This is a genomic window from Pseudomonas sp. BE134 (assembly GCF_031456105.1).
GTDB lineage: Bacteria > Pseudomonadota > Gammaproteobacteria > Pseudomonadales > Pseudomonadaceae > Aquipseudomonas.
On record NZ_JAVDUA010000001.1, the window covers coordinates 374,150 to 392,986 of the forward strand.

Annotated in this window: 20 protein-coding genes; 13 read left to right on the forward strand and 7 right to left on the reverse strand. The window is 59.7% G+C overall.

Annotation, left to right across the window (positions count from 1 at the left end):
- Positions 1–10: 10 nt before the first annotated feature.
- Both J2Y56_RS01605 and J2Y56_RS01610 read right to left on the reverse strand, forming a co-directional pair.
- Entirely contained in the window at positions 11–211 is a 201-nt protein-coding gene (locus J2Y56_RS01605; RefSeq protein ID WP_310348190.1) for a protein DnrP, read from the reverse strand.
- The gene (locus tag J2Y56_RS01610; protein ID WP_310348192.1) at positions 208–891 is read right to left on the reverse strand and encodes a Crp/Fnr family transcriptional regulator; all 684 of its coding nucleotides are present in this window, start codon (positions 889–891) and stop codon (positions 208–210) included. The genes J2Y56_RS01605 and J2Y56_RS01610 overlap by 4 nt, the downstream gene beginning before the upstream one ends.
- A gap of 483 nt (positions 892–1,374) precedes the next feature.
- Here J2Y56_RS01610 and J2Y56_RS01615 point away from each other — a divergent pair, with 483 nt between their 5' ends.
- Both J2Y56_RS01615 and J2Y56_RS01620 read left to right on the forward strand, forming a co-directional pair.
- Positions 1,375–2,565 (forward strand): NnrS family protein, encoded by a 1,191-nt coding sequence (locus J2Y56_RS01615; RefSeq protein WP_310348193.1) that lies wholly within the window; start codon positions 1,375–1,377, stop codon positions 2,563–2,565.
- A 25-nt stretch (positions 2,566–2,590) separates the two neighbouring features.
- Positions 2,591–3,031, forward strand: a complete 441-nt coding sequence (locus tag J2Y56_RS01620) for a hypothetical protein (RefSeq protein ID WP_310348194.1) — start codon at positions 2,591–2,593, stop codon at positions 3,029–3,031.
- Positions 3,032–3,106: 75 nt separating this feature from the next.
- On the opposite strand, the gene ytfE is transcribed toward J2Y56_RS01620, so the two are convergent.
- Positions 3,107–3,781, reverse strand: coding sequence for an iron-sulfur cluster repair protein YtfE (ytfE, locus tag J2Y56_RS01625; RefSeq protein WP_310348196.1), 675 nt, complete (start codon positions 3,779–3,781; stop codon positions 3,107–3,109).
- Positions 3,782–3,936: 155 nt separating this feature from the next.
- Here ytfE and norR point away from each other — a divergent pair, with 155 nt between their 5' ends.
- The 9 genes from norR to J2Y56_RS01670 all read left to right on the forward strand — a co-directional run bounded on the left by norR (position 3,937) and on the right by J2Y56_RS01670 (position 12,017).
- Positions 3,937–5,466: a nitric oxide reductase transcriptional regulator NorR gene (gene norR, locus J2Y56_RS01630; RefSeq protein WP_310348198.1), complete on the forward strand. Its 1,530-nt coding sequence runs from the start codon at positions 3,937–3,939 to the stop codon at positions 5,464–5,466.
- Between the two features lie 88 nt (positions 5,467–5,554).
- On the forward strand, positions 5,555–6,202 hold the full coding sequence (gene pdxH, locus J2Y56_RS01635) for a pyridoxamine 5'-phosphate oxidase (RefSeq protein WP_310348199.1): 648 nt from the start codon (positions 5,555–5,557) through the stop codon (positions 6,200–6,202).
- Positions 6,203–6,446: 244 nt separating this feature from the next.
- Positions 6,447–7,001 (forward strand): molybdenum cofactor biosynthesis protein B, encoded by a 555-nt coding sequence (gene moaB, locus J2Y56_RS01640; RefSeq protein WP_310348201.1) that lies wholly within the window; start codon positions 6,447–6,449, stop codon positions 6,999–7,001.
- The gene (gene glp / locus J2Y56_RS01645; protein ID WP_310348203.1) at positions 6,998–8,233 is read left to right on the forward strand and encodes a gephyrin-like molybdotransferase Glp; all 1,236 of its coding nucleotides are present in this window, start codon (positions 6,998–7,000) and stop codon (positions 8,231–8,233) included. Before moaB ends, glp begins: the two co-directional genes overlap by 4 nt.
- A 121-nt stretch (positions 8,234–8,354) precedes the next feature.
- Positions 8,355–9,350 carry a peptidase U32 family protein gene (locus J2Y56_RS01650; RefSeq protein WP_310348204.1) on the forward strand — a complete coding sequence of 332 codons (996 nt, stop codon included), beginning with the start codon at positions 8,355–8,357 and terminating at the stop codon, positions 9,348–9,350.
- A 10-nt stretch (positions 9,351–9,360) separates the two neighbouring features.
- Positions 9,361–10,251, forward strand: coding sequence for a U32 family peptidase (locus J2Y56_RS01655; RefSeq protein WP_310348205.1), 891 nt, complete (start codon positions 9,361–9,363; stop codon positions 10,249–10,251).
- Positions 10,245–10,715 carry an SCP2 sterol-binding domain-containing protein gene (locus tag J2Y56_RS01660; RefSeq protein WP_310348207.1) on the forward strand — a complete coding sequence of 157 codons (471 nt, stop codon included), beginning with the start codon at positions 10,245–10,247 and terminating at the stop codon, positions 10,713–10,715. Before J2Y56_RS01655 ends, J2Y56_RS01660 begins: the two co-directional genes overlap by 7 nt.
- Before the next feature lie 160 nt (positions 10,716–10,875).
- Positions 10,876–11,184 carry a transposase gene (locus tag J2Y56_RS01665; RefSeq protein ID WP_310348209.1) on the forward strand — a complete coding sequence of 103 codons (309 nt, stop codon included), beginning with the start codon at positions 10,876–10,878 and terminating at the stop codon, positions 11,182–11,184.
- Positions 11,185–11,210: 26 nt separating this feature from the next.
- Positions 11,211–12,017, forward strand: coding sequence for an IS3 family transposase (locus J2Y56_RS01670; protein ID WP_310348371.1), 807 nt, complete (start codon positions 11,211–11,213; stop codon positions 12,015–12,017).
- A gap of 133 nt (positions 12,018–12,150) precedes the next feature.
- On the opposite strand, the gene J2Y56_RS01675 is transcribed toward J2Y56_RS01670, so the two are convergent.
- The 4 genes from J2Y56_RS01675 to J2Y56_RS01690 form a co-directional block, all read right to left on the reverse strand.
- Entirely contained in the window at positions 12,151–12,549 is a 399-nt protein-coding gene (locus tag J2Y56_RS01675; protein WP_310348211.1) for a putative zinc-binding protein, read from the reverse strand.
- Positions 12,550–12,623: 74 nt separating this feature from the next.
- Positions 12,624–13,298, reverse strand: coding sequence for a Crp/Fnr family transcriptional regulator (locus J2Y56_RS01680; protein ID WP_310348213.1), 675 nt, complete (start codon positions 13,296–13,298; stop codon positions 12,624–12,626).
- 86 nt (positions 13,299–13,384) lie between these two features.
- Positions 13,385–14,032, reverse strand: a complete 648-nt coding sequence (gene narL / locus J2Y56_RS01685) for a two-component system response regulator NarL (RefSeq protein ID WP_310348215.1) — start codon at positions 14,030–14,032, stop codon at positions 13,385–13,387.
- Entirely contained in the window at positions 14,029–15,831 is a 1,803-nt protein-coding gene (locus J2Y56_RS01690) for a HAMP domain-containing protein (RefSeq protein WP_310348217.1), read from the reverse strand. The genes narL and J2Y56_RS01690 overlap by 4 nt, the downstream gene beginning before the upstream one ends.
- Positions 15,832–16,135: 304 nt before the next feature.
- Between J2Y56_RS01690 and J2Y56_RS01695 the strand changes: the two genes are divergently transcribed.
- Positions 16,136–17,440 carry a nitrate/nitrite transporter gene (locus tag J2Y56_RS01695; protein ID WP_310348219.1) on the forward strand — a complete coding sequence of 435 codons (1,305 nt, stop codon included), beginning with the start codon at positions 16,136–16,138 and terminating at the stop codon, positions 17,438–17,440.
- Positions 17,418–18,815 (forward strand): NarK family nitrate/nitrite MFS transporter, encoded by a 1,398-nt coding sequence (locus tag J2Y56_RS01700; RefSeq protein WP_310348221.1) that lies wholly within the window; start codon positions 17,418–17,420, stop codon positions 18,813–18,815. The genes J2Y56_RS01695 and J2Y56_RS01700 overlap by 23 nt, the downstream gene beginning before the upstream one ends.
- Positions 18,816–18,837: the final 22 nt, after the last annotated feature.

An 18,837-nucleotide genomic window follows, 5' to 3' on the forward strand; every position in this document is an offset into this window, starting at 1 on the left:
TATGTGGGTTTCAGGAGATGCTGCGTGGCAACCAGAAAAACATCGTCACGCAGAAAATCGTCAGGCCGATGCAGAACCACATGAACCGGCGTTGACGCCGTTCCCCGGCGCGTGCGGCCAATACCGGCAGGGGCATGCCACATTGGCGGCACTCGATTTCTTGCGCAGGGTTGGCGTGGTGGCAATACAGGCAGACCGGCAGGGTATTCACTCGAATTGTTCCAGGCGCAGACGATCAAGAATGGCGATCTGGCGGCCGTCCTGAGTGATGATATTTTCATCGATCAAACGGCGGATAATCCGCGAAAAAGTTTCCGGCTGAATCGACAGATGCCCGGCAATCAGTTGCTTGGCCATCGGCAGCTCAAACTGGCTGTCAATGGTTTGCTGGCGCATCAGTTGCGTCAAAAGATAGCGCACGACCCGGTGGGTGGCGTTCTTCAAGGACAGGGTTTCGATTTCATTGACCCGTTGATGCAAGCGAACGCAGAGCTTGCCCAGCAGCGCAAAGGTCAACCCGCTATTGCTCTGCAACAGGCGCATGTAAGTGCTGTTGGACAACTGGTAGAGCTGAGTTGGGCAAACGGCTTGAGCCGAGGCCACGTAGTTCGGGGTATCCATTAGCATCATCGCTTCGGCGAAGGTTTGTCGATCACTGATGACCTCAAACACTTTCTCCTGACCATCGGGTGTCAGTCGGTAGATCTTCACCGCGCCGGCGATCACGAAATAGAACGAATCGGCCGGCTCACCCTGACGGAACAGCGGTTCGCCTTTGTCGATGCTCAACAAATGGCTGGTACTCATCAATTCATCCAGCTGTTCTTCGTTCAACGGCTCGAACAAGTGATGACTGCGCAGAATCTGGTGATGGACGCGATGAAGCACCATAAGAATTCATCCTGAAGGTTGAGGAGGGGATGGCGATCAAGTCAAACGAGGCCCAGCGAGACGCCGCTGGCCAACGCCAGAACCGAGGTCAACACCACAAACCAGGCCAGTGGTTGGATGACTTTTTTCATGACGACTCCTGGGGATCGAGAAGGATCAAGGTTTCTTTGATTGCTGAAAGCTTGAGCAAGACGCGGGCCATGCCTGGAGGCCCTTGTTTATTGGGGTTGTCAGATAAGAGGGTAAAAACGACCACGAGGCTTAGGGTTTAAATAACCATTAAAGGGTCATTTGTACCCTGAATGGATTTCATCGGCGGCACGCGAGGCTTGCTGCCGGCGCGGATCGGCATCGGGGCACGCCCCTTGCACACTTGATCTGCGACAAAGGCAATTGGTCGTCAATACCCGATGATTGCCCCCGGACTTACCTTGACGCGTGCGGGTTTGCGTCAGGTCAGCAGCAAGGTAAAGGAGTGGCATTATGCAAGTGCTTGACCGCCGTAAAGCGATGGCCATCGCGCCGCTGTTACGTTTGGCCTTTCGGCCATTTTTCCTCGCTGGCTGCCTGCTGGCGGTGCTTGTCATTCCGCTCTGGCTGGCCGCCTTCAGTGGTGGGCTTTCCGGCTGGCAACCGGCGGGTGGCTGGTTGGGCTGGCATCGACACGAATTGCTGTTCGGGTTCGGCTTGGCGATCATCGCGGGCTTTCTGCTGACGGCGGTGCAGACCTGGACCGGTCGCCCCGGCATCAGCGGGCGACCACTCGCCGCGCTGGCGTTCCTGTGGTTGTTGGCGCGTGTGGCCTGGCTGGTCAATGCACCGTGGCCGGTGCTTGCGGCGCTGGAATTGGCGTTCCCGCTGGCGGTGGCGGCACTCATGGGTTTCACCCTGTGGAAGGTGCGGCAGACACGTAACTACCCGATTGCGGTGGTGCTACTGTTGTTAGCGGCGGCCGACGGGTTGTCCCTGTACGGCCTGGTCGAAGGTCATGAAGGCTGGCAGCGTCAAGGCGTGCTGACCGGCCTTTGGCTGGTGGCGGCGATGATGGGCTTGATCGGCGGGCGTGTCATTCCGTTCTTCATCCAGCGCGGCCTCGGCAAGGTCGAGGGCGTTACCCCCTGGCCGTGGCTGGATTGGCTGCTGCTGATTGGCTCACCGCTGGTGGCGTTGTTGTACGCCGCCGGACCTGCGCTTGACCCCAATCTCTGGGTGGGCCTGCTGTTCGCCGTGTTGGCCGTCGGGCATCTGGTGCGTCTGGTTCGGTGGCATGATCGCGCCCTCTGGCGCGTGCCGTTGCTGTGGTCGTTGTACCTGGCGTATGCCTGGTTGGCGGTGGCCTGTCTCGGCATGGCGCTGTGGCATTTCGGTGTGCCGATCAATCCGAGTCTGGCGGTGCATTGCCTGACCATCGGCGCGATGGGCGGCCTGGTGCTGGCGATGATCGCACGGGTCAGCCTGGGGCATACCGGCCGTGCGCTGGAGCCGCCGTCGGGCATGACCTTGGCGTTCATTCTGCTCAACCTGGCCTGTCTGAGCCGGGTGGTGTTGATCGTATTCTTTCCCCTGCCTGCGTTGTGGCTGGCCGCTCTGTGTTGGGCGCTGGCGTTTGCGCTGTACGCCTGGCGCTATGGGCCGATGCTGCTGCAGGCCCGGGTCGATGGTCATCCAGGCTAAGCAAGTCAACTGATGGAGGCTGCCGGTGTTATATCCCTTTTTACTGGTCACCCACCTGCTGGCAGCGATTGCCTTCATCGGCACGCTGTTTTTCGAAGTGGTGATCTGGCACCGCGCCCGCCAGCAGTTGACGGACACCGTGCAATCGACCGCAGATCAAGCAATTGCGGTGCGTTCGCGCAAGGTGCTGCATGGCGTGGTGTTGCTGTTGTATGGCGCCGGCATCAGCCTGGCGTGGCAACACCGTGGCGTATTGAGTCAACCGTTTGCAAGCAGCTTTGGCACGTTGCTGAGCCTGAAGATCTTGCTGGCCCTGAGCATCATCGGCCATTACTTCCTGCTGGCGTATTGGCTGAAAAGCGCACGACTGACCACGACCCGCGCCAGCTGGATTCGCCGCAGCATCCTCGGGCACATGGTGTTGATCGTGATCCTGGCCAAGGCAATGTTCTATTGGCACGGTTGATCGCCCGCCGTCCCTGACAGACAAAACCCGCGTCAACCGATGGGCTGGCGCGGGTTAGGTGTGATCGACAATCGATCAATGGCGAGGTTTAAGGGCGTTGACAAACAACACGTTGTTTTCCAGATGGATGTGTTGCATCAGGTCATCACGAAACTCCAGCAGCCCACGATACAGGGCACGCCAGGTGTTACAGGCATCGGCCGACGGGGTGATGTTGTTGGTCAGCGCGAGCAACCTCTCCAATGCTTCGCCATGTTGATCATGTTCAAAGCGCAGCACCTGGATCGGCGGGGCAGCTTGAGGGCCGATGCCCTGTTGCAACATCGGGAAGAGCACTTGCTCTTCCTTGAGCATGTGGCCTTCGAGTTCTTGTTGCATGTCGGTCAGCAGATCGGCCAGGCCGTTGGGGCAGCTGCTGCGCGCACCGTGGACCTGCTCGACGCGACGGGCCAGGCGGATCAGTTCCGGCAGTTGCTCGCGATGGCGGGCGTGGTAGCGGGCCACAAGATGGGCGATCAACAGTTCCGACGGTTCGTTGCGCCAGTCGTGTTGGGTTTCGCCGGTGTCTTGCAGCCGGTGCAGCGCATCGGCGATCAGGACCGGATCGAGGTCTTTGCCAACAGCCGCTTCACGCAGGCTTTTATGCCCGCCACAGCAGAAGTCCAGTTTGAAGGTGTGAAAAATCCGCGTGGCGCCGGGAATGTCGCACGCCAGTTGGCCGAGGCTTTGTTCCAGTAGGGTCAGGCTCATCAGGGGGTCCTTGTTTGGATTTCAACGGTTCCCCAAGCTCATTGCACCCGGCATGCCATATTTAACGTATTGAAAAATAGCGCTTATTTTTTAGTTATGGTGATAGCCACCCGAACGCATTAGGGTGAATCCAACCATTGAGGGTAATAACTACCATGCTGCGTGAAAGCCTGGCGGCCGACCTGATTGTCGAGTTGCCCAATGCCGTGCGGTTGCAACGATTGGTCCAGACCCTGCGCGAGTACTTCAACAGTGGCGCCGTGGGATTGCTGCGTCTGGATGACGACAGCCTCAGGCCGGTCGCGACGGTGGGGCTGGTGCATGAAGCGTTGGGGCGCCGGTTCGTCATCGCCCAGCACCCGCGGCTGGCGGCGATCATGGCGTCGCGCGAACCCACCTGGTTCGAGCCCGACAGTCGCCTGCCGGATCCCTATGACGGCTTGCTCGATGACCACGTCGGCGAAACGCTGCCGGTGCACGACTGCATGGGCGTGAGCCTGTATGTGGAGGGGCGGATCTGGGGCGCGATCACCCTCGATGCGCTCCACGCCGGGACCTTCGACAGCCGGGCGCGGGAAGAACTCAAGCGTTGCACCTTGCAGATCGAAGCCGCCGTGCGAGTCACCCGGCTTGAGCAGGAAAACCGCAGCCTGCGCTTGTCCCGCAGCGATATTCAAGACGTGCGCCGGCCGGCTGATGAAGGCGAAATCCTCGGGCAGAGCGAGGTGCTGCATCAGTTGCTCAATGAACTGGACGTATTGGCCGATTCCGAGCTGCCGGTGTTGCTGCTGGGCGAGACCGGCGTCGGCAAAGAGCTGTTCGCAAGGCGCTTGCATCGTCTGTCGCGCCGCAGTCATAAGCCTCTGGTGCAGGTCAACTGCGCCGCGTTGCCGGAGTCTCTGGCAGAGAGTGAATTGTTCGGCCATGTCAAAGGCGCGTTTTCCGGCGCCACCAGTGACCGTGCCGGACGTTTCGATGCGGCCAACGGTGGCACCCTGTTTCTCGACGAAGTCGGTGAATTGCCATTGGCTGTGCAAGCGAAGTTGCTGCGCACCCTGCAGAACGGCGAGATCCAGCGCCTAGGCGCCGACAAGCCGTTGCATGTCGATGTGCGCATCATCGCCGCGACCAACCGGCATCTGCCGGACAGCGTCCGCGACGGTTTGTTTCGGGCCGATCTGTATCACCGGCTCTCGGTGTACCCGGTGCCAATTCCGCCGCTGCGCGAGCGGGGTAACGATGTGTTGATGCTTGCCGGGCATTTCCTTGAACTCAATCGGGCGCGGCTTGGCTTGCGCGGTTTGCGTCTGTCGCCGGCGGCCGAGCGAGCGCTGCTGACGTACAGCTGGCCGGGCAACGTGCGCGAGCTGGAACATGTGATCAGTCGAGCGGCATTAAAGCAGCTCAGTCGCGGCACCAGTCGCACGCTGATCATGACGCTGGAACCCGAGATTTTGGACCTCGACAGTGCCATGGGCGGGCAGGGCGCGGTCGTTGAAAGTCCCCTGGACGATACGGCTGATGAGCCGTTCCAGCCCCTGGGTGAAGCGGTCGACGATTACCAGCGCAAGAAAATTCTCCAGGCCTTGAGCCTGTCCGGGGAGAACTGGGCCAGCGCCGCGCGGATTCTGGAAGTCGATCCCAGCAACCTGCACAAACTGGCTCGGCGTCTGCGCCTTAAATAAGGCTGGGTGTGCTCAGTGTTGATGGTGATCAAGGTGCTGTTGCGCAGTGTCTTGCACACTGGGCAGAACCTTTTTGGAGATCACCGTCATGCCCCTTTCCCTGGCACAGATGCGCCGCAACTACACTCTTTTTGGCCTGCAAGACGATTCGGCGCTGGACGACCCGATGGCGATGTTCCGGCAATGGATACAACTGGCCCGCGACACCGAGCGCGCGCCTGTCGAAGCCAACAGCATGGTGTTGGCGACGGTCGACAGTGAAGGTCGCCCGCACTGTCGCGTCCTATTGCTCAAGGGGTTTAGCGATGAAAGCTTCACCTTTTTCGGCAATTACCAGAGTGACAAGGGCCAGCAACTGGCCGCTAACCCGCATGCTGCCATGACCTTTTTCTGGCCGGGGCTGGAGCGTCAGGTGCGTATCGAAGGCCAGGTCTCCAGGCTCGATCCGACGCTGTCGGATGCGTACTACGATTCCCGCTCACAGGACAGTCGAGTGGGCGCCTGGGCTTCACCGCAAAGCCGGCCGTTGGCCAATCGGGCCGAGCTTGAATCGCTGTTGATACAAACCACCCAACGTTTTGCCGGCAAGACCGTGCCGCGGCCCGAGCATTGGGGCGGCTACTGCCTGCGCCCTGAGCGTCTGGAGTTCTGGCAGGGCCGTGCCGACCGTTTGCATGATCGCCTCGATTACCGGTTGCGCGATGGTGCATGGCAGCGCAACCGCCTGGCGCCTTGAGACCGCAGAACGCGCAGCGATAGAGAACAATGTGGGAGCGAGCTTGCTCGCGATAGCGGTGGATCAGTCGACATCAATGTTGCCTGACAAACCGCTATCGCGAGCAAGCTCGCTCCCACAGGTTTTGTGTGGCCTACACATTCTCCTTATGTCCCTGTGGAGGTACCTCCTTGGAGGAATAGGCTCGCTCGCCATTCCGGTTCAGGCTTTGGGCCATACCCCTCAATTACGGGAAGGCTTGGATATGGCCCATCTGGCGCAACGCACGTTTGAACCCCTGAACATTGCCGTGCTGACCATCAGCGATACGCGCACCTTTGACACCGACACCTCGGGGCAGACCCTGACGGATTTGCTGCAAACGGCCGGGCATGTATTGATCGACCGTGACCTGGTCAAGGACGATATTTATCAGATCCGCGCCAAGGTCTCTCACTGGATCGCCGACCCTCAGGTTCAAGTGATACTGATGACCGGCGGCACAGGTTTCACCGCGCGCGACAACACTCCGCAAGCGGTCCTGCCGTTGCTGGACAAACACGTGGAAGGCTTCGGCGAACTGTTCCGTCAGGTGTCCCTGGCGGAAATCGGCATGTCCAGTCTGCAGTCACGGGCATTGGCCGGCATGAGCAACGGCGTGCTGGTGTGCTGCGTTCCGGGTTCGCCGGGCGCGTGTCGAACCGCCTGGAACCAGATCCTGCTCGAACAATTGGACAGCCGCACCGGCCCGTGCAATTTCGCCCCGCATTTGAAACCGCAAGGGCAACGGGTCATCGACGCCTGCGAGTCCCGCTCATGACCGGCCGGGTGTGCGACCTCGGCCACCTGATGCCGGTGGACGAGGCTATCAGCCGTTTGCTGGAGCAGGCACCGCCGCCGCCCCTGGCGCAAAAGATCGGACTGGATCAAGCCTTGGGGCGGGTTCTGGCGGCGGACATTCATTCCCCTGTTAACCTGCCGGCCTGGGACAACAGTGCCATGGACGGTTACGCCTTCAGGGCCGCTGACCTGCCACCGGACGGAGGCTGGTTGTCGATTGGCGGACGAATTGCGGCGGGTGATCCGGCGTGTTCCCCCTTGCTCGCGCAGCAGGCCGTACAGATCTTTACGGGCGCGCCATTGCCGCCGGGTGCCGACACGGTGGTACCGCAAGAACGCTGCCGGATCGATGGCGAGCGTGTCTGGTTTCCGCCCGTCAACGCTGGCGATCATGTGCGCAAGCAGGGTGAGGAAGTACGCGTGGGCGATTTATTGCTCAACGCCGGCAAGCGCCTGCGCGCACAGGAACTCGGGCTATTAGCCGGTGCTGGCATCGCGCGGGTCGAGGTCTATCGACCGCTGCAGGTGTGCTTGCTCAGCAGCGGCAATGAACTGCGTGAGCCGGGCGACCCATTGGCGCCGGGGCAGATTTACAACAGCAATCGCTACTGCCTCGCGGCGCTGTTGCGCGGCTGGGGCGTCGAAGTGAACGACTATGGCGTTATGGCCGATGAGTTGGTCGCCAGCCGTCATGCCTTGAGCCTGGCGTCGTCGGAGTGCGACTTGCTGCTGAGTTCCGGCGGCGTGTCGGTCGGTGAGGAAGACCACCTCAAACAGGCGATTGAAGAATTGGGCAGCGTGGATTTCTGGCGGCTGGCAATTCAACCGGGAAAACCGCTGGCCTTCGGCGAAGTGATAGGCAAACCCTGGATCGGCATGCCGGGCAATCCTTCGGCGGCGCTGATTACCGCGTTGGTGGTGGTGCGTCCGTTCCTGCTCAGGGCTCAAGGCGTGAAAGACGTGTTGCCGGTGCCATTGACCGTGCCCGCCGGGTTCGACTGGTTGCAGCGCAACAAGCGTCGGCAGTACCTGCGGGCAAGACTCACTCCTGACGCTAACGGCCAGTTGAGCGTGGAGCTGCACCCTCAGCAAAGCTCGGCGATGTTGACTGCCGCGTGTTGGGCCGATGGGCTGGCGGTGATCGAGTGCGAGCAGCAAGTGCTCAAGCACGACAACGTGATGTTCCTGTCCTTCGCCGACCTGATGCATTGATCGCAATTGATTGCCGTCAAGGCTCTGCCTGCCGGTCTCGCTAGACTGGCAGCGCCTTTTTCGATCGCTGCGCACAGGCATCGGTTGAGGCTCGAGACGCGTTTTTCCATGAGGATTACCCATGCAACTGGTCTGCCCGGCAGGGAACCTGCCTGCGCTGAAAGCGGCGGTGCGCGAAGGCGCCGATGCCGTCTATGTCGGTTTTCGCGATGATACAAATGCCCGGCATTTCGCGGGGCTGAACATGGACGACAAACAGTTCGACGCGGCGGTCGCGCACATCCGCCAGCATCAACGCAAACTCTACGTCGCGGTCAACACATACCCTCAACCCAATGGCTGGGAACGTTGGCAGCGGGCAGTCGATCGCGCCGCCGATTTTGGCGTGGATGCGCTGATCGCCGCCGACCCCGGCGTGCTCAACTACGCCAGCCAGCGCCATCCGCAATTGGCGTTGCACCTGTCGGTCCAGGGCTCGGCGACCCATGCCGCGGCGCTGGAGTTTTATGCGCAGCGCTACGGGATTCGTCGCGCGGTGCTGCCGCGGGTGTTGTCGTTGGCGCAGGTGCGCCAGGTCGCCGCGAGCAGTCCGGTGCCCATCGAAGTGTTTGGCTTCGGCAGCTTGTGCATCATGGCCGAAGGGCGCTGCCATCTGTCGTCCTACATCACCGGCGAGTCGCCCAACCTCTGCGGAGTCTGTTCGCCAGCCAAAGCAGTGCGTTGGAGCGACGACGCCGACGGCTTGAGCGCACGGCTCAGTGAAGTGCTGATCGACCGTTACACCCCTGATGAACCCGCTGGTTATCCGACCCTGTGCAAGGGCCGCTTCCTGGTCGGCGGCAAACGCTTTCATGCACTGGAAGAGCCCACCAGCCTCGACACCCTGGACTTGCTGCCGGAGTTGACGGCCATTGGCGTCGAGGCAGTAAAAATCGAAGGCCGGCAACGCAGTCCGGCCTATGTCGAACAAGTCACCCGCGTCTGGCGCGCGGCATTGGATGCCCATCGTGGCTCGCCGGGCAGTTTTCGGGTCAAGGAGGAATGGCGTCGGGTGCTGGCCGGTTTGTCCGAAGGTAGCCAGACCACCCTGGGTGCTTACCATCGATCATGGCAATGAGGGAGGCGATATGAAGCTCAGCCTGGGACCGGTCCTGTTTTATTGGGACAAAGAGCAACTCAGCAACTTTTACGCCGAGATGTCGGCCTTGCCCCTGGATGTGATTTACCTGGGGGAAACCGTGTGTTCGAAACGCCGGGCCTTTTCACTGGATCAATGGTTGGGTCTGGGGCGCGAGTTGCAGGAATGCAGCCAGGCACAGTTGGTGATCTCCAGCCTGACGCTGATCGAAGCGGCCTCCGAACTTTCCAGCCTGCGTCGTCTTTGCGACAACGGCCAATTGCTGGTGGAAGCCAACGACATGGGCGCGGTGCAGTTGCTGGCTGAGCGCAAGTTACCGTTTGTGGGCGGTCCGGCGCTGAATTTGTACAACGGTCATACGCTGGCGCAACTGCTGGACTGCGGGATGACCCGTTGGGTGCCGCCGGTGGAATGTTCGGCGGCGCTGATTGGCGATGTGCTTGATCAAGTGCGCGAGCTGGGCCGTGAGGTGCCGGAAGTCGAGATCTTTGCCTATGGGCATTTGCCTTTGGCCTACTCCGCACGCTGTTTCACCGCTCGGGCGGAAAACTTGCCCAAGGACGACTGCCGGTTTTGCTGCCTCAACTACCCCGACGGCCTGCCGTTGACCAGTCAGGAAGGGCAGGCGTTGTTCACCATCAACGGTATTCAAACGATGTCGGCCGAGGTGACCAATCTGCTGGCGGATTACGCCGGGCTGGTGGCCTGTGGCGCCGATCTGTTGCGTCTGAGCCCTCGCGCTCAAGGCATGGCCGAAATCATTGGCGCCTATCAACGGGTTCGTCTGGGCGAGACACCGCCGCTGTTTGTTGACGGTTGCAACGGTTACTGGCATGGCCAGGCCGGCATGTTGCGCGTCGAGGAGGTCGGCCTGTGTTGAATCGTAAAAAGTGGTTGTTGAAAGGCGCCGACAGGTTATTGCCGCTGGTGCGTCGAGTGCCGTTTGCGGTGCAGCGCCTGGCATTGCAGCAGGCTCTAAATCGCTGCCTCGCCGAGCCGTTGCGCGATGGTGAGTTCGAGGTGTTGCGCGGGCGTTGGTTGTGCCTGCGGATTCCGGACCTGGGTTTGTCCTGGTTCCTGACGCTGACCCGTCAAGGGTTGCGAATTGCCAAACACGCCAACGCGCACGTGACCATCAGCGGTAACTGGCGCGAATTTTTATTGCTGGCCAGCCGTCAGGAAGATCCGGACACGCTGTTTTTTCGCCGGCGTTTGGTGATCGAGGGTGATACGGAGTTGGGGTTGGCGCTGAAGAACTTGATCGACAGTCTAGATCCTGATGTGTTGCCTGTGTGGCTTTGGCGCAATCTGGAGCGGGCGGGGAAGGGGTTGGCGGCGGGATGACCATAGATGTGGGAGCGAGCCGCCTCGCTCCCACATTTTGATGAGTGTGTCCGCAATATTTGTGCCCAACGCATAACCCTGTGGGAGCGGGCTTGAACTGGCCTAATGAAATTGGACACATCAATAGGGCGCTATGATGGCGCCCAAATCTGAGGTGTGCATGATGATGCGAAAGTCCTACTCCAGCGAGTTCAAGCTCAATGCCGCAAGCATGGTGCTTGATGAAGACCAGCCCATTCTTGAGGTCTGTGCCAACTTCGATATCGGCCCTACTGCCTTGCGCCGTTGGGTCGAACAGGTCAGAAAAGAACGTGCAGGCTCGACACTAGCTGGCACAAAGGCCATTACCACCGACCAAAAACAAATCCAGGAACTCAAAGCCCTGCTTAGACAGAAAGACAGGGATATCGAAATCCTAAAAAAGGCCAGTGTTCTCCTGCTTTTGGACTCCAAAGATCATTCCCTCTGATCAGCGAGCTAGGTGAACAATACGGCATTTCAGATTGCTGCCGCGTGTTTGAAGTCAACCGCAGCAGCTATTACGCCTGGCGTCGGCGCCAGGGGAAAACCAACCCGGAGCGCGAAGCGCTCAAGGCTGAGCTGATCAAGTACCACAAAGCATCAAAAGGCTCGGCGGGCGCCCGAACCCTCTCCAAGGATATGCAGGGTGCAAAGCATAAAGTGGGGCGCTACATGGCCAGTCGTTTGATGAAGGAAGCCGGTATTTCCAGCGGCCAGCGCAGACCTCATAAGTACAAGTCGTCGGGCGCTGAATCGCTCGTGGCTGAGAATGTGCTGAATCGTGAGTTTTACGTAGCTGATATCAATAAAGTCTGGTGTGCAGATATCACCTACATCCAGCTGGGTAAACGTTGGCTCTATTTTTCGGTAGTACTGGATCTATTTGCACGACGAGTGGTGGGATGGTCTTACTCATTGGTTGCCGACGCGACCCTGGCAAGCGAATCACTGCGTATGGCTGTTGAGTTGAGAGGGCGACCTAAAGGCGTGCTATTTCATTCTGATCAGGGATGCCAGTACACCAGCCATAAATTCAGGGACGAACTGATGAGGCATGAGTTAAAGCAGAGCATGAGTCGTAAAGGCCAATGCTGGGATAACGCTCCGATGGAGCGCTTTTTTGGCAGTTTGAAATCTGAATGGGTGCCTGAAGAAGGCTACCGCTCGGAATTCGAGGCCCGAGTTGATATCAATCGATACGTGGCGCGCTACAACAATGTAAGGCGCCACAGCTACAACGGATACCACTCGCCGGTAACGGCAGAAAAGATGGCCGCGTGAGAACCGAAAAAAATGTCCAAAATTACTGGACCAGTTCAGCTTGCCCGCGATGGCGGTTGTACATTCAACATTGATGTCGGCTATTCCACTGCTATCGCGGGCAAGCCCGCTCCCAGAGGGTTTTTGTTGTTCTTCAGGCCATCGTTTCCTGGCGGTTTTGATGCTGCCGAGCATCACTCGCAATTCGTTGCCTGATCTCTTCAAACAACTCATCACTCTCTGCCTGCGTAGAGTCCTCGCCATAGCGCTTACGCAACCCGTAATGGCTAAGTATCAGATGCACATCCGCATGCAGACCATGCTGCTTCAGGCAGTTCTCAACGCATTGCAACGGACAACCATCCAGCGCAAAAATCCGCCGCCCCGAGCGCGCCTTGTTGACCAGCGCCGCCACATGCCCGCCGACCCCGACGATGCAGGACATTTCCGCCAGGCCGCTGCGATCAAGCCGCACGGCCAGTGTATTGGCCAGTTGGGCGACGTTGGAGCAGCCTGAGCAGGAGTAGATCAGGGGCAAGGTTGAACGGGACATGAGCGTTCTCCATGGATGGACTTCTTCAGTGTGCAAGGCCTGTGGCATTGCGCATTGACTGCGGTCAATTCCGTCTACTGGAAGGCCGCGAGATCCTCTTCGGCGAGGATGCTGATATTGCGTCGTTCCATCGCGATCAGGCCGCCGTCCACCAGGCGGTGCAAGATCCGCGAAAAGGTTTCCGGCTGAATACCCAGCTTCGAGGCCACCAGGCGTTTGGACACCTGCAAGACAATCAGGCCGCTGACCGGGTTGCGTTCCTGGAACAGAAAATTGATCACCCGACGACTCGCGCTGGCCATGGTCAAGGTGTCGATGTCGCGCAGACGCAGGTGCAGGTGCACGCTCATGCTCGCCAGGATTGCCAGGCAAACTTTCGGCTGGTCTTCCAGGGCGTTGCGGTAATGGCTGCCCTCGATACTCACCAGCACGCTGTCCTTCAGCGCCGTGGCACTCACCGGGTAGAGACGGGCCTGACTGAACAGCAACGCTTCGGCAAACGTCTGGCCGGGCTGAATGATTTCCACCAGGTTCTCCTGGCCTTCACCGGTGAGCCGGTACAACTTGATCTGCCCACTGACCAGCAGGAAAAAGCGCTTGGCCGGATCCCCTTGGTGCATGAGTGTGCTGTGACAGGCCAGGCGCTTGAGCAGGGCCAGGCCGCAGACTTCCTCGAAGATTTTCTCCGGCAGTTGGCTGAACAGATGATGACGACGCAACGTTAAAACGATGGAAGGGTGGGTCAGCATGGCGTACCTCCGCTGACGGTCATAGTAGAGAGCACGAGGCAAATGACCTATGCCTCTGCCGGCCTACCTCCAAAGAGGCATGCGCCTCAGCCCGCATTGCGCAAGTGCTCCATGGCCCACACCGCCGCCTCTACCCGCGAGCGCAAGCCGAGTTTGTGCAGCAGGTTTTTCACGTGAACCTTGACCGTCCCTTCGGTGATGCCCAGCTTGTGCCCGATGACTTTGTTGCTGAAGCCGCTGGCGATGGTTTTCAACACCTGACGTTCACGCTCGGTCAGTTCCACTACGGTCTGGCGCTGCGGTGAGCGCAGTGCCTGGGCCATGACTTGGGTCAGCCCCGGGCTGATCACCAATTCGCCGTTCAAGGCATTGCGGATGTACTGAATCAACAGTTCGGGCTCCATGTCCTTGAGCAGGTAGCCGTCGGCATCCAGACGCAGTGCGTCGCGAATATCGTCTTCGGCATCCGAGACCGTGAACAGCAGCACCTTGCCGGTGTATTGCATCGCTCGTAACTGGCGCAGGGTTTCAATGCCATTCATCAGCGGCATGTTGTTGTCGAGCAACACCAGATCCGGTTTTAGCGGCTCGATCAGACTGAGTGCTTCTTCGCCGTTATTGGCTTCACCGACGATCAGGAAATCATCTTCGAGTTCGAGCATCTGGCGGATGCCGTGACGCATCATCGGGTGATCGTCGACCAGCAGGATGGTGTGTTGCAGGGACGGGTTCATGTGACGCTACCTTCTGTTTGCTGCCCGAGAAAATCCGGTTGGAATTCCAGTTGGACGCGGGTGCCTTGCGGCTCCCTGGAGACTATTTCGAGTTGTCCGCGCAAGCTGCGGGCCCGCTCATCCATGATTTTCAGGCCGTGGTGTTCGCGCTGATCGACGTTGCCGCTGAACCCGCATCCGTCGTCTTCGACGATGAGCCTGACGGTTTCACCGTCCTGACGCAGTTGCAGCCAGGCGTTTTGCGCGTGGGCGTGGCGCAGGCAGTTGGAGAGTGCCTCGCGGGTGATCTGCAAGATGTGGATTTGCTCGCTGGCCGACAGTTGAAAGGCCAGCGCGTCGACGTGCAGGTGCACCTGGAATTCCCCGCGACGGGAGAACTCCTCGGCGGTGTCCTTGAGTTCCTGCACCAGTCCCGCATCGTGAATCTGCAAGCGAAAGGTGGTCAGCAACTCGCGTAGCTGGCGGTAGGCATTGTTCAGCCCTTCGCGCAGTTCGGCAGTGACGTTTTCCAGGGTCTCAACCGGTTCGCCACGGCGCATCAGCGTTTGCAGGCGGCTGACTTGCAGCTTCATGTAGGACAGGGCCTGGGCCAGTGAGTCGTGCAACTCCCGGGCGATGATCGTGCGTTCTTCGAGCAGCAGCAGGCGATGATCCTGCTCCCGTTGGCGCTTGAGCGAGAGCGAGGTGCCGATCAGGTTGGCCAGGGCCTGAATGAGCCGGGTTTCCCAGGCTTGCGCAGGGTGGCCGTCGACAAAATGCGCCTTGAGCTCGCCCAGTTCGCTGCCCTGGTTGCTGATACTGAAGGTTTTCGGGTTGGTTATGCGGTGCTTTTGGCAGTTGGCGCAATCGCTGCTGGCGCAAACATCCCGGCTGCTTGCACCGTGCAGTGCGAGTAACTGTTGAGCGGGCGCCTGCTGTTGTCCTCGCAGACACAGGGTCAGGCGCAAGCCGGGCAGGCGTTGCTGGAAGCGCCGGATCAACTCATCCAGCCCTTCGGCATTCGCCAGGCGTGTGGCCAGGCTCCGGCTGCTTTGATACAGCAATTCAAGGGCGGCATTCGCTTGTTGCAGGTTGAGAGTTTTTTGCTGGACCTGGCTCTCCAGCGTGCGATGCGACACTTCGATCGTCTCGGCCATGGCATTGAAACTTGTAGCCAGTTGGCCCAGTTCGTCCTGGGACTGATGGTTGACCCGTGCTTGAAAATCACCGCGACGAAAGCGCTGGGTGGCCTCCACCAATTCCTTGAGGGGTGTGACGACTCCGTACTGCAACTCGTACAAGCCGATCAGCAGGACAATGATGGTGGTGAACAGGGCCATGCCCTGGATCACTTGTTGCCAGCCTTGCTTTTGCTCGCTCTGGCGCTGCAACAGGCTGACGAATTGGTTCAGTTGTTCAACGAACAGCGGGGCCTGGGCCAGGAAGGCTGTTGCATCGCCGCGCTCCAGCGCCGGCTGCAATGTTTCGCTCCACTCGTGCTGGATTTGCCCATAACTCATTTGCAGCGCAGTGCTCGGGCCATCGTCGAGCACGGCTTTGAGTGACTGGCTGTTGAGGCGACTTTGCAGGCTCTCGGTGATGCTGGAAATTTCTTCCGCGGGGGCACCAGCGGCCAGTTTCCAGCTCAGGCGGTAGGTCTCCATGCGCACTGAGCCTGCGGTGTTGATGGCGGCGGCATCACCCTGGCTGAACCAGGCGATCAGCCCGGCACTCAACGAACTGGCGAGGGCGAGCAACGCGATCAGGATTACCGCCAGCCCGGCGCGAGCGGGCAGAGAACTGCGCAACCAGCGAATCATTGGCGCCGATCCAGGCATAAGAGGACAAAACAGCGCATGCATCACTCCAGGGTGGTGGGTTGCCGCCGATCCCGGGCGCGCTACCTCTAAAGAGTTGTCGACGGCTCCCTGTCGACAGAACACTGGGGCGAAACAGCCAAAACACTGATAAACAAAGGGTTTTAGGCTTTTTCTGCACTACCTCCTTGGAGGTAGGCAGCACAAGCATAGGCCTGGGTCCCTTTGGGCTACGTTGATGTGGATCAAGTTTTTGCGGGGTTGCCCTCTCTAGTCTGCCGCCATGGCTAATTGACTGGAGAGCATTGTGACCCAACCGCGTGTACGACAAGGCTTGGTGCTGGGCATGAGCACGCTGGCCTTCACGGTCTGTTTCATGGTCTGGATGATGTTTGCCGTGCTCGGGGTTCCGATCAAGGAACTGCTCCAGCTCAACGAAACTCAATTTGGTCTGTTGGCCGCCACGCCGGTGTTGACCGGCTCGCTGTCGCGACTGCCACTGGGCTTGCTGACCGACCGCTTTGGCGGGCGCAGCGTGTTCTTCGTGCTGATGCTGTCCTGCGTAGCGCCGCTGTACCTGATCAGCCACGCCACGGCCTATTGGCAGTTTCTGGTGCTGGGATTGTTCGTCGGCCTGGCCGGTGGTTCGTTCTCGGTCGGGATTGCCTACGTCGCCAAGTGGTTCGACAAGGAGAACCAGGGCTTCGCCATGGGTATCTTCGGTGCCGGCAACGCGGGGTCGGCGGTGACCAAGTTTCTCGCACCGGCATTGATCGCCGCCGGCAGCTGGCAACTGGTGCCGAAAGTGTTCAGCGCGATTCTCTTCATTACCGCGCTGTTGTTCTGGTTCCTGACTACCGACAACAAGGATCACCGCAATGCCTCGGGCGCCAGTTTGCGTGAGCAGTTGCGCTCGCTGAAAGACCCTGCGGTGTGGCGCTACTGCCAGTATTACTCGATCGTCTTCGGCGGCTATGTGGCCCTCGCGTTGTGGATGACCAAGTACTACGTGCAGGAATACGGTTTCAGCCTGCAAAGCGCGGCGTTGCTGGCCGCCTGTTTTTCCCTGCCCGGTGGCGTGCTGCGTGCCGTAGGCGGCTGGATGTCTGATCGCTGGGGCGCACAAAGCGTGACCTGGTGGGTGCTGTGGATCAGCTGGATTTGCCTGTTCCTGCTCTCGTATCCCCAGACCCAACTGCAAGTGCAGACGATCAACGGCCCGGTGGATTTCCACATCGGCCTCAATCCTGTGCTGTTCACCGTGCTGCTGTTCGTCATGGGCATCGCCTTCGCGTTCGGCAAGGCCTCGGTCTTCAAATACATCGCCAATGACTACCCGCAAAACATGGGCGCCGTGTCCGGCATCGTCGGCCTCGCGGGTGGCCTGGGCGGCTTCGTGCTGCCGATCCTGTTCGGCGCCCTGGTGGACCTCACCGGCGTGCGCTCTTCCTGCTTCATGTTGATGTACGGCGTGGTCTGGGTCTCCCTCGCCTGGATGTACTTCAGCGAAATACGCAAAAGCCCGGTGCTGGGTAAAGCACCGCTGCTTGCCCCGTCCCCGATTTCCAGCATTGCCAAAGGAGAAGCACATGTCCGTTCTGCAAAAGCCTGACAAGGGCCCGGTCATTCATGACTGGCGCCCCGAGGATCCTGCATTTTGGGGAAGTAGCGGTAAACAGACCGCCACCCGCAACCTGTGGATTTCCATTCCTGCCTTACTGCTGGCCTTTGCGGTGTGGATGGTCTGGAGCACGGTGATCGTGCGCTTGAATGCCATCGGCTTCACCTTCACCACCGACCAACTGTTCTGGCTGGCGGCGTTGCCGGGGCTGTCCGGGGCAACCTTGCGCGTCTTTTATTCCTTCATGGTGCCGATCTTCGGTGGCCGTCGCTGGACGGCCCTGAGCACCGCGTCGCTGCTGTTGCCATCGATCTGGATGGGCTTCGCGGTGCAAGACCCGAGCACTTCGTACAGCGTGTTCGTGTTGATTGCGTTGCTCTGCGGTTTTGGCGGCGGCAACTTTGCCTCAAGCATGTCCAACATCAGCTTCTTCTATCCAAAATCCCAGCAAGGAACAGCCCTTGGCCTCAACGCAGGTTTGGGCAACCTCGGCGTCTCGGTCATGCAGTTCTGCGTGCCGCTGGTGATCACCTTCGGCGTGTTCGGCTTCATGGGCGGTAACCCGCAAGTCCTGCCGGACGGTGGGCAGTTGTGGTTGCAGAACGCCGGTTTCATCTGGGTGCCGTTTATTGTCCTGGTGACCGTGCTGGCCTGGTTCGGCATGAATGACCTGTCCAGTGCCCGCGCGTCTTTCAGCGAACAGGCGGTGATCTTCAAGCGCAAACACAACTGGCTGATGTGCTGGTTGTACCTGGCGACCTTCGGTTCATTTATCGGTTTCTCCGCCGCGTTTCCGCTGCTGATCAAAACCTCCTTCCCTGACGTCATCGCCTTGAAATTCGCCTTCCTCGGTCCATTGGTGGGTGCATTGGTGCGTCCATTGGGCGGCTGGCTGGCCGACAAGCTCGGCGGTGCCAAGGTGACCTTGTGGAACTTCGTGGCGATGATCGTGATGGTCTTCGGCGTGATGCACTTTCTGCCGCAGAACGGTGAGCCCGGCAATTTCTACGGCTATCTGGGCATGTTCATGCTGCTGTTTATTACCACGGGCATCGGTAACGGCTCCACCTTCCGGATGATCCCGGTGATCTTCCGCACCCAACATGAAAAAGCCTCTGCCGGAAAACCTCCGGCGGTGCGCGAACAGGCCCTGAAAAATGCCGGTAAAGAGTCCGCCGCCGTCCTCGGCTTCAGTTCGGCCATGGGCGCCTTCGGTGCGTTCTTCATTCCCAAATCCTTCGGCTCTTCGATGGCCCTGACCGGCGGCCCGGAGATGGCCTTCTACATGTTTGTCGGCTTTTACCTGAGCTGCATCGTCGTGACGTGGTGGTGGTACGCGCGCAAAGGCGCCGCGACACCCTGCTGAGACGACCCGAATCCAACATTGC

Coding starts and splice junctions, on each gene's coding strand:
- J2Y56_RS01680 (WP_310348213.1), bottom strand. CDS start 13,298: ATGCTGACCCACCCTTCCATCGTTTTAACGTTGCGTCGTCATCATCTG.
- J2Y56_RS01690 (WP_310348217.1), bottom strand. CDS start 15,831: ATGATTCGCTGGTTGCGCAGTTCTCTGCCCGCTCGCGCCGGGCTGGCG.
- J2Y56_RS01610 (WP_310348192.1), bottom strand. CDS start 891: ATGGTGCTTCATCGCGTCCATCACCAGATTCTGCGCAGTCATCACTTG.
- J2Y56_RS01655 (WP_310348205.1), top strand. CDS start 9,361: ATGAAGCTCAGCCTGGGACCGGTCCTGTTTTATTGGGACAAAGAGCAA.
- J2Y56_RS01650 (WP_310348204.1), top strand. CDS start 8,355: ATGCAACTGGTCTGCCCGGCAGGGAACCTGCCTGCGCTGAAAGCGGCG.
- J2Y56_RS01615 (WP_310348193.1), top strand. CDS start 1,375: ATGCAAGTGCTTGACCGCCGTAAAGCGATGGCCATCGCGCCGCTGTTA.
- glp (WP_310348203.1), top strand. CDS start 6,998: ATGACCGGCCGGGTGTGCGACCTCGGCCACCTGATGCCGGTGGACGAG.
- ytfE (WP_310348196.1), bottom strand. CDS start 3,781: ATGAGCCTGACCCTACTGGAACAAAGCCTCGGCCAACTGGCGTGCGAC.
- J2Y56_RS01665 (WP_310348209.1), top strand. CDS start 10,876: ATGATGATGCGAAAGTCCTACTCCAGCGAGTTCAAGCTCAATGCCGCA.
- norR (WP_310348198.1), top strand. CDS start 3,937: ATGCTGCGTGAAAGCCTGGCGGCCGACCTGATTGTCGAGTTGCCCAAT.
- moaB (WP_310348201.1), top strand. CDS start 6,447: ATGGCCCATCTGGCGCAACGCACGTTTGAACCCCTGAACATTGCCGTG.
- pdxH (WP_310348199.1), top strand. CDS start 5,555: ATGCCCCTTTCCCTGGCACAGATGCGCCGCAACTACACTCTTTTTGGC.
- J2Y56_RS01700 (WP_310348221.1), top strand. CDS start 17,418: ATGTCCGTTCTGCAAAAGCCTGACAAGGGCCCGGTCATTCATGACTGG.
- J2Y56_RS01675 (WP_310348211.1), bottom strand. CDS start 12,549: ATGTCCCGTTCAACCTTGCCCCTGATCTACTCCTGCTCAGGCTGCTCC.
- narL (WP_310348215.1), bottom strand. CDS start 14,032: ATGAACCCGTCCCTGCAACACACCATCCTGCTGGTCGACGATCACCCG.